The sequence below is a fragment of the Paenibacillus borealis genome (assembly GCF_000758665.1).
Classification (GTDB): Bacteria; Bacillota; Bacilli; order Paenibacillales; family Paenibacillaceae; genus Paenibacillus_AQ; species Paenibacillus_AQ borealis.
Genome location: NZ_CP009285.1, coordinates 8026204 through 8052560, shown reverse-complemented (window position 1 = coordinate 8052560; position 26357 = coordinate 8026204). Strand labels below are relative to the sequence as shown.

At 49.8% G+C, this 26357-nt stretch carries 28 protein-coding genes; 22 read left to right on the top strand and 6 right to left on the bottom strand.

All coding sequences use genetic code 11. The features are described 5' to 3' along the window. The first annotated feature begins 20 nt into the window (after nucleotides 1-20). The 11 genes from PBOR_RS34315 (at nucleotide 21) to PBOR_RS34265 (ending at nucleotide 8381) form a co-directional block, all read left to right on the top strand. A complete protein-coding gene (locus PBOR_RS34315; RefSeq protein ID WP_042218586.1) occupies nucleotides 21-593 on the top strand; it encodes a hypothetical protein in 573 nt (190 codons plus the stop codon). A 36-nt stretch (nucleotides 594-629) separates the two neighbouring features. After that, a complete protein-coding gene (locus PBOR_RS34310; RefSeq protein ID WP_042218585.1) occupies nucleotides 630-1640 on the top strand; it encodes a hypothetical protein in 1011 nt (336 codons plus the stop codon). A gap of 14 nt (nucleotides 1641-1654) precedes the next feature. After that, nucleotides 1655-2401, top strand: a complete 747-nt coding sequence (locus PBOR_RS34305) for a hypothetical protein (protein ID WP_042218584.1) — start codon at nucleotides 1655-1657, stop codon at nucleotides 2399-2401. 42 nt (nucleotides 2402-2443) lie between these two features. Beyond that, nucleotides 2444-3004, top strand: a complete 561-nt coding sequence (locus PBOR_RS34300; protein WP_042218583.1) for a DUF4303 domain-containing protein — start codon at nucleotides 2444-2446, stop codon at nucleotides 3002-3004. After that, nucleotides 2980-4032, top strand: a complete 1053-nt coding sequence (locus PBOR_RS34295) for a sigma-70 family RNA polymerase sigma factor (RefSeq protein ID WP_281192362.1) — start codon at nucleotides 2980-2982, stop codon at nucleotides 4030-4032. Before PBOR_RS34300 ends, PBOR_RS34295 begins: the two co-directional genes overlap by 25 nt. A gap of 76 nt (nucleotides 4033-4108) precedes the next feature. Then, nucleotides 4109-4531: a VOC family protein gene (locus PBOR_RS34290; RefSeq protein ID WP_042218581.1), complete on the top strand. Its 423-nt coding sequence runs from the start codon at nucleotides 4109-4111 to the stop codon at nucleotides 4529-4531. 179 nt (nucleotides 4532-4710) lie between these two features. Then, on the top strand, nucleotides 4711-5100 hold the full coding sequence (locus tag PBOR_RS34285) for a hypothetical protein (RefSeq protein ID WP_042218580.1): 390 nt from the start codon (nucleotides 4711-4713) through the stop codon (nucleotides 5098-5100). Nucleotides 5101-5205: 105 nt separating this feature from the next. After that, nucleotides 5206-6141 carry a LytTR family transcriptional regulator DNA-binding domain-containing protein gene (locus PBOR_RS34280; protein ID WP_042218579.1) on the top strand — a complete coding sequence of 312 codons (936 nt, stop codon included), beginning with the start codon at nucleotides 5206-5208 and terminating at the stop codon, nucleotides 6139-6141. A 104-nt stretch (nucleotides 6142-6245) separates the two neighbouring features. After that, nucleotides 6246-7091, top strand: a complete 846-nt coding sequence (locus PBOR_RS34275; RefSeq protein ID WP_042220254.1) for an ABC transporter ATP-binding protein — start codon at nucleotides 6246-6248, stop codon at nucleotides 7089-7091. Then, nucleotides 7088-7798, top strand: coding sequence for an ABC transporter permease (locus tag PBOR_RS34270; protein ID WP_042218578.1), 711 nt, complete (start codon nucleotides 7088-7090; stop codon nucleotides 7796-7798). The genes PBOR_RS34275 and PBOR_RS34270 overlap by 4 nt, the downstream gene beginning before the upstream one ends. A gap of 202 nt (nucleotides 7799-8000) precedes the next feature. Beyond that, nucleotides 8001-8381, top strand: a complete 381-nt coding sequence (locus PBOR_RS34265; protein ID WP_042218577.1) for a hypothetical protein — start codon at nucleotides 8001-8003, stop codon at nucleotides 8379-8381. A gap of 76 nt (nucleotides 8382-8457) precedes the next feature. Here PBOR_RS34265 and PBOR_RS34260 read toward each other — a convergent pair whose 3' ends face one another. After that, a complete protein-coding gene (locus PBOR_RS34260; RefSeq protein ID WP_042218575.1) occupies nucleotides 8458-9006 on the bottom strand; it encodes a MerR family transcriptional regulator in 549 nt (182 codons plus the stop codon). A 433-nt stretch (nucleotides 9007-9439) separates the two neighbouring features. Here PBOR_RS34260 and PBOR_RS34255 point away from each other — a divergent pair, with 433 nt between their 5' ends. Together PBOR_RS34255 and PBOR_RS34250 are read left to right on the top strand one after the other, a co-directional pair. Next, nucleotides 9440-9997, top strand: a complete 558-nt coding sequence (locus PBOR_RS34255; protein ID WP_042218574.1) for an RNA polymerase sigma factor — start codon at nucleotides 9440-9442, stop codon at nucleotides 9995-9997. Continuing rightward, a complete protein-coding gene (locus PBOR_RS34250) occupies nucleotides 9994-10938 on the top strand; it encodes a hypothetical protein (RefSeq protein WP_042218572.1) in 945 nt (314 codons plus the stop codon). Before PBOR_RS34255 ends, PBOR_RS34250 begins: the two co-directional genes overlap by 4 nt. A gap of 62 nt (nucleotides 10939-11000) precedes the next feature. On the opposite strand, the gene PBOR_RS34245 is transcribed toward PBOR_RS34250, so the two are convergent. Continuing rightward, nucleotides 11001-12155 (bottom strand): MFS transporter, encoded by a 1155-nt coding sequence (locus PBOR_RS34245; protein ID WP_081972436.1) that lies wholly within the window; start codon nucleotides 12153-12155, stop codon nucleotides 11001-11003. 230 nt (nucleotides 12156-12385) lie between these two features. On the opposite strand from PBOR_RS34245, the gene PBOR_RS34240 reads away from it, so the two are divergent. Then, the gene (locus PBOR_RS34240; protein WP_042218568.1) at nucleotides 12386-12967 is read left to right on the top strand and encodes a TetR/AcrR family transcriptional regulator; all 582 of its coding nucleotides are present in this window, start codon (nucleotides 12386-12388) and stop codon (nucleotides 12965-12967) included. A 43-nt stretch (nucleotides 12968-13010) separates the two neighbouring features. Further along, the gene (locus PBOR_RS34235) at nucleotides 13011-14018 is read left to right on the top strand and encodes a phosphotransferase (protein ID WP_042218566.1); all 1008 of its coding nucleotides are present in this window, start codon (nucleotides 13011-13013) and stop codon (nucleotides 14016-14018) included. Between the two features lie 153 nt (nucleotides 14019-14171). On the opposite strand, the gene PBOR_RS34230 is transcribed toward PBOR_RS34235, so the two are convergent. Continuing rightward, nucleotides 14172-14822: a glycosyltransferase gene (locus PBOR_RS34230; RefSeq protein WP_174479842.1), complete on the bottom strand. Its 651-nt coding sequence runs from the start codon at nucleotides 14820-14822 to the stop codon at nucleotides 14172-14174. A 226-nt stretch (nucleotides 14823-15048) separates the two neighbouring features. Here PBOR_RS34230 and PBOR_RS35935 point away from each other — a divergent pair, with 226 nt between their 5' ends. Then, nucleotides 15049-18597, top strand: coding sequence for a DUF3289 family protein (locus tag PBOR_RS35935; RefSeq protein ID WP_052429773.1), 3549 nt, complete (start codon nucleotides 15049-15051; stop codon nucleotides 18595-18597). A gap of 41 nt (nucleotides 18598-18638) precedes the next feature. Beyond that, a complete protein-coding gene (locus PBOR_RS34220; RefSeq protein WP_042218562.1) occupies nucleotides 18639-19145 on the top strand; it encodes a hypothetical protein in 507 nt (168 codons plus the stop codon). Nucleotides 19146-19184: 39 nt separating this feature from the next. Here PBOR_RS34220 and PBOR_RS34215 read toward each other — a convergent pair whose 3' ends face one another. After that, nucleotides 19185-19664, bottom strand: coding sequence for a VOC family protein (locus tag PBOR_RS34215; protein ID WP_042218560.1), 480 nt, complete (start codon nucleotides 19662-19664; stop codon nucleotides 19185-19187). 149 nt (nucleotides 19665-19813) lie between these two features. Between PBOR_RS34215 and PBOR_RS34210 the strand changes: the two genes are divergently transcribed. The 4 genes from PBOR_RS34210 to PBOR_RS34195 all read left to right on the top strand — a co-directional run bounded on the left by PBOR_RS34210 (nucleotide 19814) and on the right by PBOR_RS34195 (nucleotide 23055). After that, nucleotides 19814-20248: an Lrp/AsnC family transcriptional regulator gene (locus tag PBOR_RS34210; protein ID WP_042218558.1), complete on the top strand. Its 435-nt coding sequence runs from the start codon at nucleotides 19814-19816 to the stop codon at nucleotides 20246-20248. Nucleotides 20249-20449: 201 nt separating this feature from the next. Then, the gene (gene pnuC / locus PBOR_RS34205) at nucleotides 20450-21127 is read left to right on the top strand and encodes a nicotinamide riboside transporter PnuC (RefSeq protein ID WP_042218556.1); all 678 of its coding nucleotides are present in this window, start codon (nucleotides 20450-20452) and stop codon (nucleotides 21125-21127) included. Continuing rightward, nucleotides 21124-22137: an AAA family ATPase gene (locus tag PBOR_RS34200; protein ID WP_042218554.1), complete on the top strand. Its 1014-nt coding sequence runs from the start codon at nucleotides 21124-21126 to the stop codon at nucleotides 22135-22137. The genes pnuC and PBOR_RS34200 overlap by 4 nt, the downstream gene beginning before the upstream one ends. Nucleotides 22138-22164: 27 nt before the next feature. Continuing rightward, nucleotides 22165-23055: an NUDIX domain-containing protein gene (locus tag PBOR_RS34195; protein ID WP_042218552.1), complete on the top strand. Its 891-nt coding sequence runs from the start codon at nucleotides 22165-22167 to the stop codon at nucleotides 23053-23055. Nucleotides 23056-23096: 41 nt separating this feature from the next. On the opposite strand, the gene PBOR_RS34190 is transcribed toward PBOR_RS34195, so the two are convergent. Next, on the bottom strand, nucleotides 23097-24572 hold the full coding sequence (locus PBOR_RS34190) for a DHA2 family efflux MFS transporter permease subunit (RefSeq protein ID WP_042218550.1): 1476 nt from the start codon (nucleotides 24570-24572) through the stop codon (nucleotides 23097-23099). 165 nt (nucleotides 24573-24737) lie between these two features. Between PBOR_RS34190 and PBOR_RS34185 the strand changes: the two genes are divergently transcribed. Further along, the gene (locus PBOR_RS34185) at nucleotides 24738-25292 is read left to right on the top strand and encodes a TetR/AcrR family transcriptional regulator (RefSeq protein ID WP_042218548.1); all 555 of its coding nucleotides are present in this window, start codon (nucleotides 24738-24740) and stop codon (nucleotides 25290-25292) included. A gap of 139 nt (nucleotides 25293-25431) precedes the next feature. Here PBOR_RS34185 and PBOR_RS34180 read toward each other — a convergent pair whose 3' ends face one another. Further along, a complete protein-coding gene (locus PBOR_RS34180; RefSeq protein ID WP_042218545.1) occupies nucleotides 25432-26355 on the bottom strand; it encodes a DUF5643 domain-containing protein in 924 nt (307 codons plus the stop codon). Nucleotides 26356-26357 lie beyond the last annotated feature (2 nt).

The following is a 26357-nucleotide window of genomic DNA, read 5'->3' as shown; positions in this document are numbered from 1 at the left end:
ACGAAGGAGGGGTTCACCCCGTGGGGAGATCATTTGCAAATTTGCATATCAAGTCGAACAATCTTGAGAAGACTGTCGAAGCTTTAAGGGAGCTAAGCGAAGGGCATGCTTCAGTGTTAGGCAAGTCAAATGACAGAGCTCCGGAGAGCAAGGTTGTCATGTACGTAAGCAAAAGCAATGAGAACTGGATCAGCGTGCTTCACGACTATTTTGTATGGGGTACGGTGAAGGAGATCGGCAGAACGCTGTCCCTGCTTACCCAAGAGCCAGTGATGACTGCCGGATATATAAATGAGGAGATATTCGAGTTGTCGTTGTTCGAGAATGGGAACATTCAGGCTGAAAGGATCTTTTGTGAGCAGTGGACGAGGGATGAATATGAACAACTCGGGGAAGAGCATATCAATGATGACTACTTGCAGCGGACGCTGAATATCCGCCATGAGGATTTTGACGGCTTTATTGGGATTACAAGCCCGGAACAAGCCGTAGATAAGCTGTCAGAGCTCACAGGCATGTCTTTATGGTGCGATTGGGAGTGGGTCCCGTACGAAGAAACGCTCGGAGAACGCTTCAAGAAATATGAATTTTGAAGATAGATGAGCTGTGGTAAACAGGAGGATTCCCGAATGCGGAAAATATGGAAAAAACGGATTCTGATCAATAATCCGGCTACGCTGGACCGGATACAGATGGAGCAGGATTTGCGCGAAGGTAACCAGGTCATTGTACAGTTCTCTCACCCCGAGTTCTATGGCTCCATCTTGGAAGAAGTGGATGAGCTTTGTGCGCGCTGGGATGAGAATTTCGGAGTTCGCTTCTATGCCCACTATTCGCTGTCTTTTGATTGTCATACGCTCTTGCGGGTCCCTAATGTCAAAATGCTGCACCTCGATAGCCTCACTCAGGCCCATCGCACCGATGCCTTGGACCACTTGGAGCACCTGCGCAGTCTAAGTATAGGCATATACGAGCTGGAGAACCCGGAAATTCTGGGGCTTGATACGTTGCGCACTCTGAATAAATTAACCATTATGTCGGATAAAAAGATGCTCAACCTCCAACATTTCAAAGAGTACTCTGATCTGGAAGAGCTTCATGTAGGGGGCAAGGTTAAAAATCTTGATGCTATAGGTCATCTGGAGGACTTGAATTATCTCGCGCTGCATTCGGTCAGCAAGCTGCCTTTGCATTTCGTTAACCGGCTGAGGAAGCTGGAGCATCTGCGCATTCTGCTTGGAGGCCGGGAGCATATTCAGGAAATTGAAGAGAATACCATCGGGAATCTGGAGATCACCCGGGTCCGGGGCTTTCATGACCTGTCCAATATTACGGCCTTTCAAGGTCTGAATAGACTTGTGATTGAGGATCAAATCCAGCTGCAGGAAATCAGCTTTGACCAGGAAATGAAGGCACTGGAGGAGCTGTCGATCCGGAATTGTAAGGGCTTAACCCGTCTGGCGGGAATGGACCAGCTGCCTTCGCTGAACACCCTTCGCATTCTCGGAACAGCGATAGATTATGATTCCTTTATCCATCAGAAACTTCCGGGTTCATTATCCTCCGTAGAGTTTGCAACGTTCAAAAGTAAAGCAGACCGGGAAATACAACAATCCTTAGCGGCACTGGGTTATCAATAAAGGGGGAAGTATTTATGTACATCGTATCCCGGCCTAAACCGCTGTCTGAGGGCCAGAACCAGGTGCTTGCGAAGGAAGCTGCTACTGTGTATCCACCAGCCTACCTTCGGTTCTTGCAGCGATTCGGTGAAGGGACTTATAGAGGGTGGATGAATGTCCAGTTTCCGGATGCGGAGGTGCTTAAGCCTTTTGCGGAGTACGGGTTATGGGAGCATGACGAAGAGAGTCCCATTACTGAAGAGCAGATTGGCGAGTGTATTGTTATAGGCACAACGGTGGATGGTGATTTTCTGGCCGTGCATCCCCGGATGGCCGGTCTGCTCTGGCTGCCCCGGCACGCGGAACGTGTAGAGGCGATTTCCCTGCAGGCACGGGAGCCGGAAGATGAAGCGATGTACGCCTTGGTGCTGGACGAAATATATCGCCAGGTGTATGGGAGAAGCAAGGAGGAGCCCGTCTATTATGAACCGTGGACGGGTACCCGGAGCCATCACTTTCTGCGTTTGCCCCAAGGGCAGGGACTGCTTACGCTGCCCGGACTGGCCGAATTATGCCAAAAGGAATTTCCGCCGGATTTGTCCATTGAGAATGCCTATGCCTGCTTCCTGTTCTATAGGCAGCTGGGCGGCTATGTACGATTAAATTATGCCTACCAGCAAGAGGTGGCCGTCTTCTATGAACAGGATGCAGAGCAGGCGTTTGCCGTTATGGAGCAGTGGCTCTTGTCGAATGGGTGCGAAGCGGTTGCAGACAATAACTGATCATCTGGGTGCTGCCCGGCTAACGGAAAGGAGAGTCATGTCATGAAGCCGATGCAAGAAATGGAGTCGCTGGCGTTAGCGATTGCCGATGCTGCCAGAACGTCTTTTCGGACTCTTTTTGAAAATGGTGAACGTTACTATTACTGTACGCTATATACTACCGGCGAGGGACATGCGCCAAGTCTCTCCGCCTGGTCATGGGAGGCTTTGGAGCGGGAAGCAGCCAGACAAGGAGAAGAAAGCGGCGCGCCGGAAGCAACGATTGCGGAGCTCATCAAATGGTCCTACGCCGATTCACCCTATTGTTGCTACGGGGATGAGAACTTTGGCGGCATCAAACAATTGTTTATGGAGCGCCCTTCCATCTGGGAGCTTGAAGAGGACGAGGGTAACCGCGAGTTTGATATGAGGCTGAAGGCGATGGAGCTGGCTATGAAAATGCTCGATGATCAAGGTGTTTTTACCTTGAATCAACCGCGGGAGTCCATATGCGTCCTTGTCGAGGTCATACCGCCGGACAAGATCAATACTGAAATCGCCCTGCGCTTGAACCATGCAGATTCTCCGGCTATGCAAGCCTGGCTGGCGGAAGCCGCCGAGTAGCAGCATCCGCTTCCGGCAACTCTAACCGACCCCAAAGGAGGAAACGTAATATGAGCCAAAAGCATGGAATAGACATGCTTGAGGAGCTGCGCTCTGAACTAACCGGATATTGTTACCGGATGATGGGGTCCATCTTTGAAGCAGAGGATGCTGTGCAGGATACCTTGCTCCGCGCCTGGCAGAGCTGGGACCAGATCAGGCAGGATTCTTCGCGTAAGTCTTGGGTGTACCGGATTGCCACTAATGTTTGCTTGGACAGGCTGAGGAATGCCAAGCGGCGGGCACTTCCGATGGATCTCTCTGAACCCGCGGCTATTATTAAGGAGCCCAGTGACAGCTTGCCCCGGAATTCCTGGATATGGCCGGCCCCCGATAATGCTACCGACCCGGCCAACATCGTGGTCAGCAGGGAGACCGTCCGGTTATCCTTTATTGCAATCCTGCAAATACTGCCGCCCCGGCAACGCGCTGTACTGATCCTGCTTGATGTCTTCCGGTGGTCGGCTAACGAGGCAGCACATGCGATGGGAATGACCACGGCAGCCGTCAACAGTGCTGTGCAACGGGCCCGGTCGGGTATCGCCCGCTCCAATCTCCGGTCCGAGGAGTTACAAGGGGGAGATGCCCAGGCAGATCAACAAGTGCTTGCAAGTTATATGGAAGCCTTCGAACAGTATGATATTGATGCATTGTTGGCCTTATTCCACGAGAACGGCAGCTTGTCGATGCCGCCATTTACGATGTGGGTTCGCGGCAGCTCTAATCTGTCGTCATTCTACACTATTACACGCAGCCATTGTTTGGGCTCCAGATTGCTGCTGGTCCAGGCTAATGGGGATTGCCCCGCTTTTGCCCAGTATGTACCCGCCGGACCGGATGGGCGTTTAGTTCCGTGGAGCATTCATATTCCGGAGCTGAAACAGGGAAAGATCACTCATATCCATCATTTCATTGATCCTGAGTTATTTCTGCGATTTGGATTACCGGCAGATTTGGAGGCGAGGCAGAATTTTTCAATCGACCGATGAGTTTGCGGCGGCCTTATCGTCTATACTAATGAATCACAAATGCGGGTTCAATCCAAACTCAAGGAGGAACAATCTTATGACGGTAAAACTTACCCCTTACATTACTTTGGAGGGCCGGGTAAAGGAAGCCATTCAGTTCTATGAACAAGCCATCGGCGCACAAGTCCTCTCTATGATGACTTACGGTGACATGCCGGACATGCCGGGCACATTCACGGACGATCTGAGGAGTCTTGTAGCACACGCCAAGCTAAAGGTTGGAGGTACGGAGCTTATGTTATCCGATGCTCCAGGCGGTTCACCTGTCGAAACCGGGAAACGGGTTACTATCTGCATTACAACGAATGATGTAGAAGAATCCAAGCGGATCTATGAAGCCTTGCGGCAGGAGGGTCAGGTCAATATGCCGTTTAAAGAAGAACCCTTCAGTCCGGGGTTTGGTGATGTAACGGATAAATTCGGCGTGACCTTTCAAATATATACGGAGCTTGAAGACTGAATGACGGATAAGGAGCTGCACCCGCTGAGGGTGCGGCTCTTTTTTGATAGTTGTGGGGTTATTCTGTGTGAAGTCTGAAATTACGTCAGGCGCATGTTACTATGGGCATCCGCCCAAGCACCCTCTCCGCGAATGCATATGATGATTATGCCTACTCACTTGAAAGGGAGCGATCACATATGGGATTTTTGCCAACACCGGGAACCGGCGGCGGATTTCCGGGGGTTCCGGGAGGACCTGGAGGACCTGGGTTTCCAGGTGGAGGTCCCGGAGGATTTCCGGGGACTCCGGGACCTCCGGGAGGCGGACCGGGAGGCGTTCAAGCGCCGACAGCCCCTCCACCGCAATTCGTACCGCAAATGCCGGCTACCACATTCGCCATCGACGCCGGGGGAATCAGACGATGCCTGTTCCGCAACACTTACATTTGGCTGAACAACGGTGAGCAATTCTGGTTCTTCCCGATATTCGTCGGACGCAGTTCAATTGCAGGGTTTAGATGGACCGGTTTCTTCTGGACGTACTTCGGCATTGATCTGAACCGGGTCAGCTCGTTCACCTGCTTCTAATAAGGCAGACAGCGTAAGAGAACAGCATAAGGGCTGTTCTCTTTGTTGTGGTACTTATATATAATTGGCGTATATATCCTAGAGTGTACTGAGCAGGAGGACGGCATGCAATTTCAACCCATGTATGAAGGCGGGGAATTATTTCTGCCGAAGATTGAATTTGATATGATACCGGGCCAGCCGGTTGGCATTATAACGGACTTGAAACGAAAGCAGCTTGTAATGAATCAATTAGCGGAGTATGCCGGGTTTCATTTATTTCGGGTGCAGCAAGGCGAGTACATGCGTTTAACGGTGGAGGAGCTAATCACATTTTTAATTCATGTATCGGAGAGGCATGAGCGTATCGCTTCACTCCTCGAGTATTTTGCTTTAAGAGAAGAACGGAAAGTAAGAATCAAGGATCTAAGCTCATCAAAAAGGATGTATGTGACCCTGCTGCGTGTCTTTTTTGCACATCAGCCTGCACTTGTCCTGGAGGAACCGTACTTTTATCTGGAAGAGCAGGACCGCCGTCAATTCAAACGGATTCTGGATGACCTGTCGGCAGACAAGCAGATTATAATCCTAACTTCGAATTTAGAGGATGCCCTGATTTCCTGTGATGTCATTTACCGGTTGAACGAGTCCGGATTTCACCCGCTCGATATCCGGGACTCTGAAGAGGACAAGCAGGAGGTACAGAAACAGGACGAGCCCAATATCACCCTGCAGAAGATCTCTACCAAACGAAACGACAAGGTGATTTTATTTAATCCGCCTGAGATCGATTTTATAGAAAGTGTAGAGGGTTCGATTCTTGTTCATGTGGGCGGGGAGAATTACGACTGTGCTCTGACGCTGACCGAGCTGGAGCAGAGATTATTGAATTTCGGGTTCTTCAGATGCCACCGCTCCTACATCGTTAATCTGCAAAAGGTCAGAGAGATTATTACCTGGACGAAGAATAGCTACAGCCTGCGGTTAAACACAGGCCAGGATGCCGTGGTTCCGTTATCCCGTTCCAAATTGCAGGAATTAAAGGCACTGCTGAAGATTTAAATGGTACCGTTCAGCCGGTTACAGCTACATTTCGGCGGGTTTTGATGGCAGGAAGCACGTATTCTTTATATATTTATGCCATCAACGCTAAGGATGTGGGGTTCATGGATGTGATCCAGGTAGAACGTATCCGTAAGAGATTTGGACCAAAGGATGCGCTAACAGATGTATCTTTTTCTATACCTAAGGGAGAAATTTTTGGGTTCCTCGGCCCAAGCGGCTCAGGCAAAACTACATTGATCAAGATTCTAACGGCACAGTTGAATCCGACAAGCGGACAGGCAAGTGTATTTAACGAGCCGGCGGATAGGATGCGGCAGTCTGCCCAGAAGATGCGCTTCGGCATTCTGACGGATAACAGCGGCCTCTATGAGCGATTGTCGGTTGAGGAGAATCTGGAGCTGTACCGTAAGTTATATGATCTTCCCAAATCTGCGGTCGATAAGGTGCTGCAGTTTGTGAACTTAAGCGGCGAGCGCAAAAAGAAAGTAAATCTCTTATCGAAGGGGATGCGTCAGCGTGTTACGCTGGCCTGCGCAATTATCCATGAGCCGGAATTATTATTCTTAGATGAACCTACCTCGGCTTTGGACCCGGTAAACTCCGCACATATTTATAAAGGCCTGCGCTACCTGAACGCTAGAGGGACAACGATTTTTCTGACTACGCATGATATGGCTGAAGCAGAATTGATGTGCAACCGGGTAGCGATACTGTATCAGGGACAAATCCAAACCATCGGCTCACCGAAGGAGCTTAAACGGCAGCACCGGAAGAATGCAGTTAGTGTTGACTTAACCAATGGGGAAGTCCATGAGCTCCCGATTGGCGGGGAGACAGCTGATCAAATCGCGGATTGGATGAAGCGGGGGCTCATTGACCGGATCGAGACGAAAGAGCCCAGTCTGGGTGATATTTTCATTAAAATGACAGGAAGTGAGCTGCTATGAGTATCTCATTCAAACGGGCCCGGGCGATATTTGTGAAGGATTACAAAGAGTTCTCACGCAATTATGCGATCTCGATTATTCTGGTATTTCCCATACTCTTCGCATTTCTTTTTCGAAGTGCAGGCTCAGCCTTACCTGGAGCGATCGGTTTTCTTCTGAATACATCGTTAGTGATCCTGACGAGTATGGCACAAGCCTGCTTGATCGCTGAGGAGAAAGAGCGTAACACTTTAAGGTCATTAATGCTGACTCCGGCCACGACCCTGGATGTTCTGATCGGTAAAAGCAGCCTGGTCTTTGTCATGTCCGCTGTTGTTCTGGCTATTTCTACGTATATCTTGGGCTATGAGCCGGCTAATATAGGAACGTTTACGGCAGCAATCATTCTGTCGATTATTCTATACACAGCAGCCGGGACGATCTGCGGTTTATTCTCCAAGACAGTGCTTGAAGCCTCATTATCTATACTCCCGGTGGCGTTCATATTCACCGGTGCACCCTGGGGAGCAGTACTGGCCAAGGATTACCCGGTCTTCAAGGTGCTGGATTACATGCCAAGCAGCCAGCTTGTGCATTTGCTGGGTCTAAGCGATACAGGACATACAACGGGAGATGTCTTGAAACCCCTTCTCATTATTTTGGCATGGACGGTTGTATTAACGGTTGTGTCGGTTGTTCTGTATGTGCGGCGGTTGAAGGACGAGTAAGGGGCTCTGAAGGGACTTTAGCCAGCCTCCGGTGGGTCTTTGGTAGGGCCGAAACAAGCGGCCGGCTGAGACTATACGACGATTATTGTCCAGTTGCGGATTTGATGTTGTCATAACGGGGCACGCGGGGTAATAAAGATGATTAGAACTTACGAATTTGGCTGAATTTGGAGCAGGAGCCAAGGAAACGGAGGGAAAGATCATGGCGGCACAGACAGTATCAGGCATCAGCTCCGTACAGCCCATTGCGGCCTATGGCGGTACACAGAGTGATGTCAGTTCCCTGGAGAAACAGCGTAACCGGCTGATGATGGAACTGGATAAAGTGAATGCGGCGCAGGGAAGTGAGATGCAGACTCCCTACCGGCGGGAGCAGCTGCAGCGGCAAATCCGGCTGCTGGAGTCCCAGCTCGTACTGAAGAGCGGAAGCAGCACCCCTGCCAATTTCGTACCGGCATCTCCGCTTCAGGATCACCTCCCCCTCTGGCGCAATGAAGGAACGGGAGGCTTCAAGGGTAGCGGTCTCACCGATCCCCGGACGGCGACGGTGGACTCGGAAGGCCATTTCAACGCCTTAATTTAAGCTAGAGAGTGAAGGTGCGGCGAGCGTCTGGTGATAAACCGGGCTTGTCGCACCTTTTTTGTGTGAAGAGGCGGGCCTATAGGAATGGGAAAAAAGAGCGTAATAGACCGCCGCGCTTTCTTGGCGGAGACGTCAGCCTGCCAGCGGCAGCCGGAAGAAGCTCTTCATACGGGGAGCGGGAGGTGCTGTTTGGCTTCTGTATCGTTTCCAGTGAAGCGGATAATTGCTTAATCATTATACGCATATCCTCAAGCTCTGCACGCTGCTGGAGCAGCTGCACCGAAACTACCTCGCTGGCCTTTTGATCCAGTGCGTGTTCAATATACTCGATCCGGGACCATATTTCATTCATAGCGTCACCGTCTGTACCCAGACTTGGATTCTCTTGCAGCGGGCCCGTTGTCAGCTTGTCGTTCGCGAGATACAGATTTATGCCTTCCAGTGCTTCGCCCTGATTAATACGGTCTTTAATATGATTGAGCTGGCTGATCTGCTGCTCCGAGAAGGTATAATGTCCAAATCGGTCCTTTGGAAAGAAATCAGGGAACATGGCCGCCCAGCGTTTGATCGTAGTCAGGCTAACGGACAGCAGTTCCGCGGCTTCCTTTGTTTTGAGAATTTCCATTTCAATCCCTCCAGTGTAGTGGTCTTTCTATGGTAATTCGTTGTTATTTGGCGGCTCCCTGCACAGGTGACAAAGGTAGTGCTGATTCGCTAAGCAAAGTGGTATTACGACTATTCTTGCTCTCTCCAGGAAGCTGGTGCATTTCATGCAGCACAGTATAATTGTATCCCTGGAGAGTGGGCCTGCCACGCTCCTTTCTTCATGGACCAGGATTATAGTAAGGAATAACTCCGTATGTGAGGCTGTGAAAGCGGTTACTATTATCATGGATTGTCCTAAAGAGGCTACAACCTATGGATCATATCTTAATCCTGGCTGATAAGAGGGATACTTCTTATGCGCTGGGATTTTTTCTGTGGAAATTATAATATAAGTGCAACCCGTTCCAACAATTCCCTACTGTATAGATAAGAGATTAAAAGGAGAATGACAGATGGAAGATCAGGGAATAGTCCACCTATACTTACAGCGTTCACAGCAGGCCATTGTAGAAACTAAGAATAAATACGGGGCTTACTGCAGAGTGATTGCCCGAAACATCCTTTCCAATATCTCAGATATTGATGAATGTGAGAATGATACATATTTGGCTGCGTGGAATACAATTCCGCCAACGATGCCCAGGAAGCTATCTGTTTTTGTAGGAAGAATCACCCGTAATATAGCGCTTGATAGACATAGTTATAATACAGCCAAGAAACGTAACCGTCAGTTTGAAGCCATTCTAACCGAACTGGAAGGATGCATAGCTTCACCGGAGACTGTAGAAACAGAGTACGAAGCAGGTGAAACCGTAAGCTTGATCAATGAATTTCTGTATGACATCGATGAGCAAGCCCGAAATATATTTATCAGAAGGTACTGGTATTCGGATTCTATAGAGGATCTTGCTATGAGATTTCAGATGAGCAGCAGTAAAGTGAAGTCCATTCTTTTCAGGACAAGAAATAAGCTCAGAGTTCATTTAGCCAAGGGGGGAGTTCACCTGTGAAAAGAGAAGAGTTATACCGGGAGATCGGACTTATTGATGAGGATTTAATTGAAGCAGCCGGGCAGAGCGGGACAGTGAACAAGAAAAAAGGCTTTTCTAAGAAATGGGTTGCTTTGGTTGCATGTCTTGTACTCTATAGTTCAACCGCTTCTGCTCTATTAGCAACCGAATATTATAAGAATCAGAACGCAGAGCCGTATATCCGTTATCTGAGAGCTGAAGACATGGAGTTACTGCCCGTTCCCAAGTATGACGGGATGAAATTTCTGCAGGCCCTCACAAGTGATAATGAAGAACATGTATATATTGCTATTAACCGGCTTGTGGAAGGCTTCAATGATCCAAGCTTAAGAGCAAAGGCTTTACAGAAACTTCAGCCGTTTGCACGGAATGAGAATCCCAAAATCGCCGATGCGGCTGCTTTTGCCATAGATATTCTCTCACAAAGTTACCGGAGTCCGTATATTGTTAAACTGGCAGACGGCAGTATGTTATTTACGTTATTTAATCATTATTCGGATTATGGAAGTCAGAATGTCCTATGGAGGATCAAAGACAATAAGCTGGAGGAATATTCAAGCTTCTCTGCACCCTCTCTGTACATCACAGATATTATTCCTTCACCCGATAAGAGGTTAGTTGCGGTCGTCACCTGCTCTAATAAAAGTGAATTTGTGCAGATCATCAATGTGGAAGCAGGAAGAACCAGCCCGGAGTTAGTCGAATCCGCAAGAGTCAAATATGGGGCGGAGCAAGAAATAGACACATGGATCCGCCCGGATTATGAGAATTACAGCTATGCGGATCATATCGTGTGGAAGGACAATGACACCTTGGAGTTTCAGGGTTCCCTGGCCTATCAGGATACGGAGATTATAGAGAATGTCACTGTAACGTACCAGTTTAGCAGCAAGGTGATCGAAGTGAAGAAACTTAATTAGTCTGCGCAAAGCAACGAATATAAGAAAACCGTGAGCCGCCTGTGAGGGCGGCCTTATATTTATTATTTAAGGCGGCGGGTCAATGCCCAGAATAGCAGTGCCAGGGCACTGACGATTGCGCCTAACAAGCATACTCCGCTCCAGCCAAAGTAAGCATAGATGCTGGTGGATGCGATGGACCCGGTGGCGCTGCCTATGGAATAGAAAATCATATACCCGGCGGTAAGCCTGCTGCGTGCCTCAGGGCGTACCGTAAGAATCATGCTCTGGTTAGTAACATGCACGGCTTGTACTGCCAGATCGAGCAGGATAATGCCGATGATTAGCGCAGGAAGCGAATGCTCCGTATAACTTATGGGCAGCCATGACAGAAGCAACAGTATTAATGCCACACCTGTAGTCCTCTGCCCCAGACCCCGGTCGGCAAGACGGCCTGCCTGCGCTGCTGCTAACGCTCCCGCTGCACCGGCAAGTCCAAAAGCGCCGATTGAAGTATGGGATAGAGACAGCGGCGGAGCGCTGAGCGGCAGCACCAGGGAAGTCCATAATATACTGAACGCGGTAAAAATCAGCAGGGCCAGCACAGCGCGGATGCGCAGGATCCGTTCCTGTGCGAACAGCTGGAACAACGAATGCAGCAGCTGCAGGTAGGATAAGGATTCTCTTGAGGGCTCATCCTTGGGCAGTACCCGAAACAATACTCCAGCCATAATTAGTGTTAATCCCGCAGAGACCAGGTAGACGGAGCGCCAGCCGGCTATATCCGTCAATACACCGGCGAATGTCCGTGCGAGCAGAATCCCAATTACGATTCCACTGGTTACCACGCCCACGGTACGTCCGCGCTCTGCCGGGGCTGCCAAAGTTGCCGCGAAGGCAACCAGTGTCTGTGTGACTACGGCAAGCAATCCAACGGCAGCTATGGCTATGAATAATATCCGGCTGGTAGGGGCGGTGCCAACTACAATCAACGCCAGCACGGATACCAGCATCTGTCCGGCGATCAGCCAGCGCCGGTTCAATAAATCGCCGAGGGGCACCAGCAACAGCAATCCAAGCGCGTAACAGACTTGAGTGATGGTGATAACGAGGCCGACGGAGGAATGAGTAATCCCGAATTCTTGCGAGATAGCGTCCAGCAGGGGCTGCGCGTAATAAATATTGGCGACTGCCAGTCCGCAGGCGATGGCAAATAAGAGTGCAACACTCCGGGACATCGGAGATGCTGGAGCCGATTCGGATGCTATAAGCGGTTGTTCAACTACCTTTCCCAAAGAGACGCCTCCTTAAAAGAATGTATAACGGATCGGATAATAAAATACTGATCGGTATAAAATATGTCTCGATAAATATAACTACAAACAAATATAATTGTCAATACATTGACTTAATAGCGTGATAAACATAAAATCATAATATACTGATCGATATGAAAAGAGGGGTTCCGATGGCCCGGCAACGTGAATTTGAGGAAGACAAGGTATTGGATGCAGCGATGCAGCTATTCTGGGAAAAAGGGTTCGAAGCTACCTCCTTAAGCGATCTGACTTCAAGAATGGGCATTCAGCGCCCCAGCCTATACTCCGCCTTTGGAGATAAAAAGGGTCTATTTGAAGCTGCGCTGCGCAAATATACGAGTGCTCACGCGGCCTCCATCCGGGGTAAGCTCCAGACTAATTCTTCTGTTAAAGAGGCATTTCGCAGTTTTTTTGAGAATCTAGTGGCACAGGAATATGGGAAAGACCCGAACTGGGGATGCTTCTGTCTCAACTCGATGGTGGAGCTTGCACCGCATGATGAGAAATTCGCAATTCTGACCAGAGAACATCAGATGTATCTCTCGGTAATCTTCCAGGAAACGATTGAACGGGGGTTGCGTTCAGGTGAGCTTGATCCCGGGATTAACGCGAAGAGTCTGGCGCAGACCCTGGTCATATCATTAATTGGACTTACAGTGTTCATGAAATCCCGGCCTGAACGGGCCTTTGTTGATAATTCTGTCAGAGAAATATTGACATTGTTGAGATAGAATCATGAATAGGAGAGTCTGATTAGAGAAGGGTTGGCTTAGAATGCTGCTGACGACTGAGGACCAATTAATTGGCGAGATCGCAGGCTGGCTGAAGAAGCATCTATCGGTTGAGCTGCTGTCTGCCGGGCGTGTGAATCGCGGGCTAATGAACGAGAAGTGGATTATCGGGACGAATAAGGGACGGCTGTTCGTGAAATGCTATCACCCCGGGCGGTTTAAGATGGATGATCCGGAGTTTCGCAGCAAGATTGAGCATGCGCTGCAGCAGCAGCTTCTGTGGTATCAGTCGGGAGGACCGTGTCCTGAGCCGCTGACGATGGAAGGGCGCTGCATGCACATCCTGCCGTGCGGAAGGTACATGTCCGTCATGACATGCTGTCCGGGCGTGATGGTACCTGCCGGTATGATCGGTGAGCAGGCGATGCATTCACTCGGACGGGCTGCCGCCGATATGCATACCGTCTGGGATTCCGCAGGTGCATCAGGGGTCGGAGCAACAGTCCCGGCGGGTGAACCGGCCTGGCAGTTGTCGCGCGAGGAGATGGAGCGCACCTGGGAGGTAAGCTGGGAGGCAGCGCGCAGCTCGTCCGGGCGTGTCCGGAGCGCGTTGCAGTTACAGAAGGCGGTTGCGGATTCACTTGGAGATGATGATTTTACACCTCTGACAGCGGGCTGGGCCCACCTTGATCTGTGGGCGGACAACCTGCTGTTCGAAGGAGATGCGCTGGCAGCCATCGTTGATTTCGACCGGGCACGCTACTCGTTTCCGGCGCTCGATCTCGGGCGGGCGGTCCTTTCCGGTACGCTCGGCGGGAGCGGATTCCGCAGGGATGCGGTTGCTGCTTTCGCTGAAGGCTACCGTAGTGTACAGCCGCTGCCGCCGGGCTCGCTTTTGAAGGCAGTCAAGTACGTGTGGTGTATTGAATCACTTTGGTGGATTAAGCCGGCGCTCGAATCGTCGAGCAGTGTCCCTGTCCGCTTTGCCGAAGAAATGATTTATACTGCGGAGCATTGGGACCAGCTGGATACACTTCTTGGGGATATTTAGCCTGCTGCATTCGTCTGATATGGCTAAACCGATGTATGAAAGCTTTGGATTTTATTTAAAGCCAGACCTTCATTCCCATTAAAAAAGCTTTCCACAACCCCCTCCCGGGCGATTATGAAAAGCTGTCTTACATACGCTTTTTATTACAATCCCCTAAAACTTCTCCGGGAACTGCTTGATAATGCCTGATGACAGAACATCCGCTAAATGAATCATATGGATCTCGTTCTTGTCGGTTGCGGCAATATCGGCCTCCCAGTCTCCATTTAGACAGTTCAGCACAATGTCTGTAACTAACTGGAGGTGCTCATACAGCATCTCCTGTACCACTTTAAACGGCCAGTTCGGATTCAATGCGCTTAAAAAAGTTGCAATATCATCGGCATTCTTATGCCAATCGGCCTGCAGCTTCTTCACTTCAGCCTGATTGCCCGCTTTGGCGGCTGCTACAATCTTGCCTGCAATCCCAATATGCTCTTTCAACAGCTCCGCAAGCTTATTGCCGGCGGCCTCTCCGTAATACGGTTTGAATACATCGCCTATGTCCTGCTGGTTTCTCAGCAGCCGATTGAGTACGTCCTTCTGGTCCGGGTTATTAGAGATGGCACTGACAATATAGCTCCGCGTCCATATGGTATGGTCAATCCATACCTTCTGCATATCGCTTTTCAGCTGAACCATCTTGGGGCTGAAGCAAACAACAGCTTCTTGCTTGCCGCCTGCCTGTGCCTGTACGGGCCCTGCTGCCTGCGTCAAGGTGAGTGCAAGCACCAATGTTAACGCCAGCAGCCATTTGTTTTTCAAATTCATCTGCTCCTTTATGTGTGCGTTTGAAATGGCTTGTATTATTATGGCTGAAGCGGAGGGTTATATTCAGAATAGGGTATTATGGTTTTGTCGTTCTTCTACTTTTCTTCCAATTGTTGTTGCCTAATCCTCTATTTGCAAATATTATAGATTCATAATACTCCATGACATTACATCATTTTTCGAACTATTATTTGTAATAATACGAGGAGGAACGGTAGCGATGTTCAGGAAAAGGATTATGAAACGAAGCTTTGCTCTATTAGTAATTCTAGTATTGGTATTATCTTCTATTCCGCTCAAGCCTGCCCTGGCTCAAGAGGACTCAACGGGCGGCCAGCAAGAAACGGTCTACACGGGAGAGGGTTATGAGGTAATCTACACCATTTCGTCCAAATGGGAGGGGGCCTTCAACGCGGATGTCACCATCAGGAATACGGGCGACCGGACGATTGAGAATTGGTCGCTGGACTTCAGCCAGCCCTATGAAATCACTAATATCTGGAACGGGATTGTGCAGGCCTATGAGAATGGTGCTTATGTCATCAAGAATGCAGGGAGCAATCAAGACATACCTGCGGGCAGCAGCGTGAATTTTGGCTTCACGGCGAAGTGTGACGGGGAACTGGTCCTGCCGTCAGCGTTTGATATGCAAGGCAGCGAACAGATCGTGCCGGCCGGGGACTATGAAACAAGCTTCAAAGTGACGAGTGATTGGGGAAGCGCTTTTAACGGTGAAATCGCAATTAAGAATATATCGCAGACCACAATTGAGGACTGGAAGCTGAGTTTTGATTACGAGGGGAATCTGGAACGGTTCTGGACGGCCGAAATCACCGGGCATACCGGTAATCATTACGTCATACATAATGCGGGCTACAACGCCAACATTCAGCCGGGGGAGACGCTGACACTCGGGTTTTCCGGGAATCCGGGAAATGTACTCAATGAGCCTGCGGGCTATGAGCTGACGCAGATTGCGCTCAAGCAGGATGTACCTGAACCGGAGGAAGTCTCCGTGCAGCTGGATACGGGCGGTTTAGAACTTCAGAACAGTGCAGACGGCGACTACTACTTCCTGAGAACGAAGCTGGACAAGCTGTCGGGAACACTGGGAGGGACATCACGCATCAAGACCTTTACCTACCAGACTTCTGATAAGAATAAAACAGTCTTGCAGCAAGGATCTATTCCTGTAAGTGAGGCCTGGTCCGTGGAAGGCATAGGGCTGGGTGTTGGCTATAATCTGCTGAAGCTAAGCGCGCAGTTAAGTGATGGTTCTGAGGTTGCCAAAGAGTATATCATCGTCAATTTCGACGAGAATAATCTGGATAACCTAGGGATTGACCGGGAGCTAGACAGTGACGGTGACGGAATTAGCGATTATTACGAAGAACATTATGGTCTCTCGGTTACCAGTAAAGATACTGATGGAGACGGATTAAGCGACCGGGATGAGATTATCGTATTGAAGCTGAATCCGCTGGAACTGGACAGTAATCAGGACGGAATTCTGGATGGGGACGAGGACAGCGATAACGACGGATTAACCAACCTGGAAGAATTGTCCTATCAAACGAGTCTGATCAGCGCGGATACGGACGGTGATGGTCTTTCGGACGGCGAAGAGGTTCAGACGTACCAGACGGACCCCCTGAAGGCGGACACCGATGGCGACGGGCTGTCGGACGCCTGGGAGGTGAAGATCGGAAGCAATCCGCTCGTGACCGAAGCGAAGTTCTCAAGAACGGTTGCGGTTGAAGATGCGGATGCCAAGGCAGTTCCCAGCGTTACCGTTGAAGGGGTCAGCGCGGAACAGGTGGGCAGTTTATCTGTAAATCCTGTTGAAGACGGCATTCTTAATGATACAACAATCCCCGGCTATATCGATCAAGGCTACAATTTCTCAATAAACGGAGCCTTTGAGAAGGCGACGATTTCCTTCGAACTCGATGATAGCTTGTTGAATACAGCGAACTTCGTCCCGCGGATCTACTATTTCAATGAAGCTGCGCAGTTATTTGAAGAGCTGCCCAATCAGAAGGTTACGGGGAATGTGGTTTCGGCCGAGACCGCACACTTTTCAAAGTACATTTTATTAAACAAAACCGTATACGATACTGTATGGCAGTATAAGTTCCTGTATGATGAGGGAGAAGAGCAGTATTCGGGGATGGACATTGTCTTCGTCATCGACTCCTCGGGCAGCATGTCGAGCAATGATGGAAGCAATGTGAGAACCAGCGTAACCAGACAGTTCATCAACCTGCTGACAGGAAGTGACCGGGGGGCTATAGTTGATTTTGACGACACCGCCAAGGTATTATCCGCTTTCACCTCTGATAAGGCAGCTTTGAATACAGCCGCAGGGAAGATTGACAGTAACGGCGGAACGAGCCTGACTAGCGGAATTGCAAGTGCGCTTAATTTGTTCACCGCCAGCGGCAGAACAGATGTCCTGAAGTATATTATTATGCTTACGGATGGGGACGGCACTTACAATACATCGCTGACCAAGCAGGCCGCTGATAATCAAATCGTTATTTATACGGTGGGACTCGGCAGCAGTGTATCGACGAGTGTCCTGACAAACATGGCGCAAGGCACCGGCGGCAGCTACTATCATGCGAGCAACGCCGATCATTTATACGGGATCTTCGACACGATCGCCGAGACCTCGGACTTATACAAAGATACAGACATGGATGGCATTAGTGATTATCACGAAAAAGAAATGCAGGCCGGCCGGTTGCGTCTCGGTACAGGCGGTGCGGTGGTCAGAGTGAACTACCTGGATGCGGACAGCGATGGCGACGGGCTCAAGGATGGTGAAGAGGTCCGCATTCTGAAAGCCGGCGATAAGGTCTATGCCTATATGTATTCTAATCCTAATCTGACAGACACGGACGGCGATGGATTGTACGACGCGGTGGATCCCAGAAGGCTGACTCCAGATGTTAATGAGGCAATAATCCTTCAGTCAGATCACAGAGAAGGGGTACTCAAGGATGCTCCGCGAGGAGATTATACCGTATCGGATGACCTGACGTTCAATGACTACACCTATAGTGAATTATTCAAGCTGGGTCCGGTGTTCTCTGTGGCCAGGATTACGCCGGAAGCCATGATCTGGGGCGAAATGGCGTTCCTATTCTCCGTCGGTAGAACCGGTGCGAGTGACGATATGAGCTCCGTTCTGAGCGATATGATCTCGACGTTCAGATACGATAACCGCAATAATGAAGGTACATCGGTTTCCGATGGTGACACCTTCAATACGGACAAATATATCAAATATCATAACAGCAAGCTGGATAACGCAGTCATAAGTGACTCCAGTACCCAGAATTATGTGCAATTAATCCGTGATTTCGTGGTCCAGGAGCTGCACAATAGTAATGGCGACCTGTCTAAGCTGGAGTATGACCCAACTGCGGACAAGGAAGTTGTTTATGATTACGTGGGCGGATTCTCACACAGCCCGTATCCGGTGTTTACGGAGAAGACCAATCTGGCGTTATCTCTGGCGATTCACGCGTTCCATGGCAATAATATTACCATTAAGGACTTCAAGATTGCCGGGGACCAGTTCAGCGGGAAGCTGGTATTCCATTTCTATGATCATTTCGGCCTGGACGCTGATGATGAGATTAATTGGCCGGGATTTGTCGATTGGTTCACGCTGCAGCACTACGACCGTTTCAACGGAAAATATGTGCCGTTCATTACAACGATTGATTACGAGCTGTATTTCAGCGGTTCTGTTAACTAATTCAAAGCGTCTCATTCTGAAAAGGTCAGGCAGGTGAAGCTATGGGCCGCACTAGAATCGTCTTTATGGGCATTGCAGCTGCAGTGATAATTGTGGCGTTAGGGGTGATCATTAAATATAACCATTCCAGCGCGAAATATGATATTTACAGGGATCACCGCGAGCTGTTTGCGGCTGTAAAAGAGGAGACCGAGCTTCTGATGGCCAGCCTGGATAACCGGAGTGATATAGGAAATACCTTTATCTATTCGAATAACGGCAATGCTGTGGGCCATCAGTTCCTTGATGGTGCAAATGAGAGCCTGCAGGGCAAGGTAGGGCAGATTATAGCGTTGTCAGAAGACAAGCTGAACTTTGTGAGATACAACAGACAGGACGGGAAGAGCCTCATAAGGTTCGTGTTTGACTGGGAAGGCGAGCACGGCAACACCTATCATATCGTGTATTGTGACAGTCAGGATCTGGCCGAGAAGGCTTATAGTGAGGAGCCTGTTAAATACAAGCTGGATAAACTGGCGGATGGCTGGTACGGGATAGAGATCAAGTGATTTGAGCGATGGCTGCAAAACGGAGCAGGCTCCGTCCCTTTAGGGACGGGGCTTTTCTGTAGTATGGTTAAATCCGGAAACGTCAAAATCAACCTCTTCAATAAATTCGATAATTTCCCCGTTGGGACTATGAATGAGTGCGTTCTTCACCAGCAGCGGCGGTTCACCAAGTGAAAGGGTATCCGGTGCTACGAAAGTCCTTGCTCCGTGAGCAAGGGCTATTTGATATATTTCCTCCACATTATCCACATAGAAAGCCAAATGCAATAACGCTCCGTGGGCGATCTCATCTTCAGATGCTGCTTTCTTCCCTTGAGCCGGAATGACCGCCTCGTTATCAAAAATCTCAAGGCATGTTCTATGGTCCGGTGAAATCAGCATTGAAGCTTCTTCAATATGAAACAAGGGTAAACTCCAGTGATGCCCCCGCTTAAATCCCAGAACCTCAGTATAAAATGCAATAGTCGCTGTATAATCTCTAGCTTGGATCGCTACATGCGCCAGACCTTTTACGCCCATTTAATTGCCGCCCCCTTATCTGATATAGCTTCATTATAGGTATAACAAAGCTTGAAATACATGTGAATAACAAGGGATTTATAGTAATATAGACTTTAAATCTGAGATATTTTAGACGTTTTGGTTTATTAAATGAGGGGGCAATCAGGATGGATAATTATATGGATGACATCGATAAGAAAATCATGAGCTTACTTCAGTACAACGCGCGGATATCCATAGCCCAAATCAGCAAAGAGGTGGCCATGTCGCAGCCCTCCGTGAAAGAGAGAATTATTAAGCTGGAAGAAAAGAACATCATTTCGGGCTATATCACTACGTTTAATCTGCGGGAGCTGAACCGGGGGACGACAACCTTTGTTCTATTGAAGACAGAGCACTGCCAGGAGCTCACTGACTTTTGCCGGGAGGCTATTGAAGTAACAGATTTATTCCGCATCAGTGGAGAATATAATTATCTCATTAAGGTGCAGACTGAATCGATTGAAGAGCTTGCTGAATTTCAGGATTCGCTTATTAAGTTCGGCCCTTCCAAGTCGCATATTAGTCTGAAAAACATACTGGAGAACAGGGTATTGCTGTAAAGAATACCTGAGAGAATCAGCTTGGAGAATCATTGCAAAACAGGCCGCTATCCAAACAGGAGGGTGGTCTATTTCTTTTTTGACGAGAGGTGAATTGGGCTTGCATCCTGACGTAGCTTCTGTTATCTTGATATTAACAAAATGTAATTATCATAACGTTAATAAGTAATTACGATCAGGAATAAACGGAGGGGATGCATCGTGAAAAAGTACGCGGGGAGCTGGAAGGGGTTTGAAGTCGCCTGGCTGGTTTTGTTCACTTTGACCGGGGTGGTGTTCACGTTCCTGTCGAAGGATTCCTTGTTCGGATTCACCGTCTTTATCACCGGGGTGCTGTGCGTGGTGCTTACGGCGAAGGGGAAGCTATTGAGTTATGTTTTTGGAATGTATAATACCTTCGGCTACGCCTATCTGGCCTATATTAACGGATTATTCGGAGAGGTTATGCTGAATCTGCTATTCTTCGTACCGATGAATGTTGTAGGCTTCTATATGTGGAAGAAGAATATGCAGAGCGGCAAGCTGTCCATGCGCCAAATGGAGGCCAAAGGCATACTGCTCACGATAGCGGTCTGTATTTCCGGGGCGCTGCTGCTGGGGTATAGCCTGTCGTTCATCCCGGAGCAGAATTCGCCTTACATCGATGCCATAACAACTGTATTATCCGTAGTAGCTACGATTCTGATGGTGCGGAGATTCAAGGAGCAGTGGCTGGTCTACATTGTGCTGAATATGTTCACGGTGGCACTGTGGGTGATCCGGATGCTGGATGGCAGCAGTGAGGGACCGCTGATGATTGTTATGTGGAGTGCCTATCTGATTAACGCTGTATACGGCTACTATAACTGGCACAAAGGGGCTAAGGAGGCGCTGGCATGAAGACACTTGGATTAACCCTCGGGAAGTTCGCTCCGCTGCATAAAGGGCATCAGCTCATGATCGACACGGCGCTGCAGGAGGTCGATGAATTGATCGTGGTGATCTATGAAACGTCCGTCTCGCCGGTTCCGCTGCATATCCGGGCGAACTGGATACGCAGGCTGTATCCTTCATCGGTGCGGGTAATTGAAGCGTGGGATGGTCCGGATGGGTACTCCGATGACCGGGAGCATGAGATCCGGGAAGAGCAGTATATTCTGGGGCTGCTGAAGGGCGAGCAGGTGACCCACTTTTACTCCAGCGAGTTCTATGGCAAGCATATGAGCATGGCCCTGGGCGCCATAGACCGGCGGGTGGATGAAGCGCGTCAGCAGGTGCCGGTATCAGCTACCATGGTCCGCTCTGATCCTTATAAATACCGGGACTATGTAAGCGGCATCGTATACCGGGATCTAATTACGAAGGTCGTGTTTGTAGGGGCGATGTCTACCGGCAAGTCTACGATTACTGAAGCGCTGGCGAAACAGTATTGGACGGCTTTTGCCAGCGAGTATGGTCGGGATTACTGGACGGAGCATCAGGTGGACCGCCGGATCGGCATAGAGGCTTTTGACGACATTGCCGTGGGCCATATCAAGCGGGAGGAACAGGCGCTCCTTACAGCAGACCGGTATCTGTTTGTCGATACGAATGCGATTACCACTTATATGTACGCCCTGGATTACCACGGCCGGGCTCCGGAGCTGCTAACCCGGCTGGCCTTGGAGAATGCACAGCGGTACGACCTGTTTTTCCTGTGCGACGACGATATTCCTTATGACGATACGTGGGACCGCAGCGGGGACCAGAAACGGCATGTTTTTCACAAGCAGATCATAGCAGATTTGAAGGAGCGGCGGATTCCCTACATTACGCTTAGGGGAACACTGGAGGAACGCATGCGTAAGGTAGACGATGTACTTGCAAAGTTCAAGCCTTATGGGAATTATTTCGGAGAGCTGCAGCACTAGAACAAAGAATCCGGGAGGCGGAGACGCTTGGAATTATTAGATCGTAATGGACTTACAGAACGTGAATTTCTGGAGCAATACCGGGCAGGGGATTATGAGCGGCCTTCGGTGGCGGCGGATATGGTGGTTTTCACCGTAACGGACAGGGGGTCAGATGACTACGGCAAGCTTGCTGAAAAAGAGCTGCGCATCCTGCTTATCCGCCGGGGAGGGCATCCCTGCCTGGGGAAATGGGCGCTGCCGGGCGGTTTCATCCAGCCGGACGAGACCGGAGAGCAGGCGGCCGCGCGGGAGCTGTACGAGGAGACCGGAGTTGCTGACGTACACTTGGAGCAGCTCTATACCGTTACCGATCCCGGCCGCGACCCCCGTACCTGGGTGATGAGCAGCAGCTATATGGCCCTGATTGACAGCAGCCGGATCCGGCTGCAAGCGGGGGACGATGCCGATGATGCGGCCTGGTTCACGGTAGGCTACCGGCTTCTGCGGGAGCACAAAGAGCTGCTGGAAGAAGGATACATCAGAACATGGACCTGCGAGCTTAAGCTTAGCAGCGAAGAGGAGGAGCTGACGGCAGTGATCAACCGGACGGTAACGGCCAAGCGGACCGCTAAGTCCACCGTGTACTCCATCCAGTCGAATGAGGGACTCGCGTTTGATCATGCCAAAATCATTGCCTATGCGATCGAACGGCTGCGGAAGCAGACGAATGACACTGATATTGCACTGCACCTTATGCCAGAGCTGTTCACTCTAACGGAATTACAGTCGGTGTATGAGGTGATTCTGGACAAAGAGCTGCCGGAGGCAGCTTTCCGGGACAAGGTGGCGGGTCTGGTGGCTGAGAACGACCACTATACGGAGAATACGCTGCAACATGCTTCCCGCTTGTACCGCAGGAATTGGGAAGAGGATTGAATTTACTGGTGCTTCTCTATTTGTTGTGTTCACAGCCCCTGTTACAAAGGGGCTCCTTCCTTGCTGGATCCAGCAGCCTTCTTCTCCGGCATCATCTTGCTCTTAGCCGGCATGAATAAGGTAATAACAAACGCAGCGGCAGCTAGAATCATCATGAAGTAGTAGGCGTCACTCGCCCCCAGCATCGATGCAAGGGATTTGAGAAGTTCAGGTGTAGTAGAAGGGTTGCTGTGCATCACGGTTGCCGCATGACTTGTTGCCTGCACGGTATAGATCGTAATAACGACAGCCGTACCAATGGCTCCGGCAATTTGGCGGACGGTATTATTCACGGCGGTCCCATGCGTGCCCAGCTGCCTTGGCAGCGCGTTGAGTCCGGCTGTATTAAGCGGCATGGTAATGAAGCTTAAGCCGATCCGCAGACCAATGGTACGAATCATCAGATACGTATACGTGGTGGATTGCGATAAATCGGTAACCGCCCACATCGCCGGAATAATAAACAGCAGGCCAATGATGAACAGCGGCTTCGCACCGAAACGGTCATACAATTTGCCGGTGACAGGTGACATGAACGCATTTACAAGTGCGCCCGGCAATAATAGCAGTCCTGCATCAAAAGGGGTGAAACCGCGGCCCTTCTGCAGATAAATAGGCAGCAGGATCATATCCGCGTACATCATCATGGTAATTAATACGTTAATAAGGGAGGTTAAGGTGAAGACTTTATTCTTGAAGACGGCCAGGTTCAGCAGCGGATCATCGGACTTGATTTGCCGGATACAGAATAGGGCCGTTACAGAGGCTCCAGCCGCCAGAGTCAGGATCACCACCGCATCGCTCCAGCCCTTACTGCCTGCACTGCTGAAGCCGTACAGAATGAGGCCGAAGCCGATTGTCGATAAAAGAACACTTACCACATCAAGCTTCGACTTGGATGTTTCCGATACATTCACCAGATACTTGAAGGCCAGCACGATAACCATGAGGACAAGCGGAATGAGACCGATAAATAACCAGCGCCAGGAGTGATACTCTACAATAAACCCCGAAAGCGTCGGACCAATAGCAGGAGCGAAGATCATCGCCAGCCCGAGCAGCCCCATTGCACTGCCGCGTTTCTCAACCGGGAAGATAGCGAGCACCACACTCATCAGGAGCGGCATGATAATGCCTGCACCGGCGGCCTGGATCATCCGCCCGATCAAGAGCACGCTAAAGCTTGGTGCCGCCGCACAAGTTATAGAGCCGATTAACAGGAACAACATGGCGCTCAGAAATAACTGCCGTGTTGTGAAACGTTTCATTAAATAGGCAGTGACCGGAATCAATATCCCGTTGACCAGCATAAAGCCTGTAGAAATCCATTGTACGGTGGTTGCCGTGACATCGAATACATCCATCAGACTGCTTAAGGCGACATTTAATAACGTCTGATTGAGTGTAGATAAGAAACAGCCAAAGATTAAGATGGTCAGTAAAAGCCCTTTGTTTATTTTCTTGGATTCTGCCTGCATAGCGTAAGCCTCTCTTCATTGCTTTTTCGACACAGTGTCAATAAAATGAATCATATCAGGATTTAAACGTTAATCCTATTTGCAATTTCGGTGGAAATGTCGACTAATCGACAGAATGATGTAATGCGTTGATGAAGTGCCAAATAAACAAATCAGAGGGATGATATGTCAGAATTCAAAAGGGTTGACCCGCGAACCATCCGCTCGAAAAAGATGCTGAAGGATGCTGTTTTTTCATTGTTGGCCGAAAATGGGGAGATTGCTCAATTGACCGTCAAAAAAATTGCCAGCCGTGCTGAATTGAACCGGGCAACATTTTATTTACATTATGAGGATATTAACGATCTGCTGCGCCAGCTGGTTCATGAGATTTTTGATGAGCTGTCTAACAAGGTAGAGCCGTTATTACAAGTGAAGAGCAGTAACGAACAGGAGCAGCTGGTAATATTCCTGAATTATTTCTATGAATACCGGAAGGTTCTTGCTGTATTGGTAGAGCATAAGGGCTTCGCGGACCATTTGAGCAGCCTGCTCAAGAATACGATCGAAAAACGGCGGAACGCCAGAAATATAAGCGCCGCAAGGGAAGCAGCCTCGGTGGATATTATTATTGCTTCACTGCTGGGGATTATTATGTGGTGGATTAAGGAGGGCACGGAGTACAGCGCGGAATACATAGCAGGCCAGATTACTTTAATGTATAAGAGAAGGTATATTTAACCGGGGACCTGACGGAGAGAGTTGTGTAATGAGAGTAAGTGGCGTTACGTTCCACCAAGAAGGGGATTGCCCCCAGCTCTGCGGCCGGACTGGCAATCCCCTTGTATTGGTTCATCAGTTATAGTGTATTTGGTGATGGTTATTTAAGCGGGATTTTGATCTCCAGCTGCTTGTTGTAATCTTTGATTACCTTCCCTTGGGCGTCCAGTTTATAGGCTCCGGAGCTGCCCTTCGCGAATGCCGCCTGATAGGGTCTGATAATCAGATATTGTGCGTCAGGGCGGGGTGACCCGATCAGCAGGTCTTCAGTAATAGCATCCCCGGCAGCTGCAGCCGATTCCCTGGCGATAAGGCTCAGCGGATTCCCCAGATTATCATAAATGTCATAACCTACAGCTTGCGCTTGTGCGCTCTCCCCTGTAACCGTCAGTGCAATGCGCACAGAGGCTGCTCCGGCAGTGACCCGGGTAGTATTGATCTGAAGTTGGCTGTCTGCCCTCGGAGCAGGCGGCTGAATATTACGCAGCACTCCTGTCTGCTTGAGGGGGAACTTCAGGATATACGCTTCCTGTACACCATTCAGCTTCACGGCAACGCTCAACTCAGCGGAAGCAGCCAGGCTAGCCTTCTGTTCTTCGTTTAAGGAGGCGGTCTGCAATACAATAACGGCCTTGTTGGGATCCCCGTCATTGATCCAGCGCGGTGACTTCAGCTCAATGCCTCCAGACTGGGTTATCGTTGCATCTACCCCGATAATGGTTCCTTCGGCCAGATAGGGCTCACCTTTATCATTCAGGGTTATTCCTGCCAGAGCGCCGGAATACAGGACCCCTTCGCGGCTCAGATTGACTCTGATATAATTCCCGTCAAACTGCGCGTTGCCTTGCAGAGTAACCTTATCATGCGAAGCCGTGGCCTGCGGCAGATTCAGAACCGTTTCAGCGGCCGGTTGGTTGGTGGCAGTCCGGGCGGATGCCCCCTGGGTTGCAGCCGGCATCCCCAGCGCTCCTAGGGCTACAGCGGCGCTTACGATTACAGATAATTTCATTGTCTTTGTATTCATTA

Coding starts and splice junctions, on each gene's coding strand:
- PBOR_RS34310 (WP_042218585.1), top strand. CDS start 630: ATGCGGAAAATATGGAAAAAACGGATTCTGATCAATAATCCGGCTACG.
- PBOR_RS34305 (WP_042218584.1), top strand. CDS start 1,655: ATGTACATCGTATCCCGGCCTAAACCGCTGTCTGAGGGCCAGAACCAG.
- PBOR_RS34300 (WP_042218583.1), top strand. CDS start 2,444: ATGAAGCCGATGCAAGAAATGGAGTCGCTGGCGTTAGCGATTGCCGAT.
- PBOR_RS34290 (WP_042218581.1), top strand. CDS start 4,109: ATGACGGTAAAACTTACCCCTTACATTACTTTGGAGGGCCGGGTAAAG.
- PBOR_RS34285 (WP_042218580.1), top strand. CDS start 4,711: ATGGGATTTTTGCCAACACCGGGAACCGGCGGCGGATTTCCGGGGGTT.
- PBOR_RS34280 (WP_042218579.1), top strand. CDS start 5,206: ATGCAATTTCAACCCATGTATGAAGGCGGGGAATTATTTCTGCCGAAG.
- PBOR_RS34275 (WP_042220254.1), top strand. CDS start 6,246: ATGGATGTGATCCAGGTAGAACGTATCCGTAAGAGATTTGGACCAAAG.
- PBOR_RS34270 (WP_042218578.1), top strand. CDS start 7,088: ATGAGTATCTCATTCAAACGGGCCCGGGCGATATTTGTGAAGGATTAC.
- PBOR_RS34265 (WP_042218577.1), top strand. CDS start 8,001: ATGGCGGCACAGACAGTATCAGGCATCAGCTCCGTACAGCCCATTGCG.
- PBOR_RS34260 (WP_042218575.1), bottom strand. CDS start 9,006: ATGGAAATTCTCAAAACAAAGGAAGCCGCGGAACTGCTGTCCGTTAGC.
- PBOR_RS34255 (WP_042218574.1), top strand. CDS start 9,440: ATGGAAGATCAGGGAATAGTCCACCTATACTTACAGCGTTCACAGCAG.
- PBOR_RS34245 (WP_081972436.1), bottom strand. CDS start 12,155: ATGTCCCGGAGTGTTGCACTCTTATTTGCCATCGCCTGCGGACTGGCA.
- PBOR_RS34240 (WP_042218568.1), top strand. CDS start 12,386: ATGGCCCGGCAACGTGAATTTGAGGAAGACAAGGTATTGGATGCAGCG.
- PBOR_RS34235 (WP_042218566.1), top strand. CDS start 13,011: ATGCTGCTGACGACTGAGGACCAATTAATTGGCGAGATCGCAGGCTGG.
- PBOR_RS35935 (WP_052429773.1), top strand. CDS start 15,049: ATGTTCAGGAAAAGGATTATGAAACGAAGCTTTGCTCTATTAGTAATT.
- PBOR_RS34220 (WP_042218562.1), top strand. CDS start 18,639: ATGGGCCGCACTAGAATCGTCTTTATGGGCATTGCAGCTGCAGTGATA.
- PBOR_RS34215 (WP_042218560.1), bottom strand. CDS start 19,664: ATGGGCGTAAAAGGTCTGGCGCATGTAGCGATCCAAGCTAGAGATTAT.
- PBOR_RS34210 (WP_042218558.1), top strand. CDS start 19,814: ATGGATAATTATATGGATGACATCGATAAGAAAATCATGAGCTTACTT.
- PBOR_RS34200 (WP_042218554.1), top strand. CDS start 21,124: ATGAAGACACTTGGATTAACCCTCGGGAAGTTCGCTCCGCTGCATAAA.
- PBOR_RS34190 (WP_042218550.1), bottom strand. CDS start 24,572: ATGCAGGCAGAATCCAAGAAAATAAACAAAGGGCTTTTACTGACCATC.
- PBOR_RS34185 (WP_042218548.1), top strand. CDS start 24,738: ATGTCAGAATTCAAAAGGGTTGACCCGCGAACCATCCGCTCGAAAAAG.
- PBOR_RS34180 (WP_042218545.1), bottom strand. CDS start 26,355: ATGAATACAAAGACAATGAAATTATCTGTAATCGTAAGCGCCGCTGTA.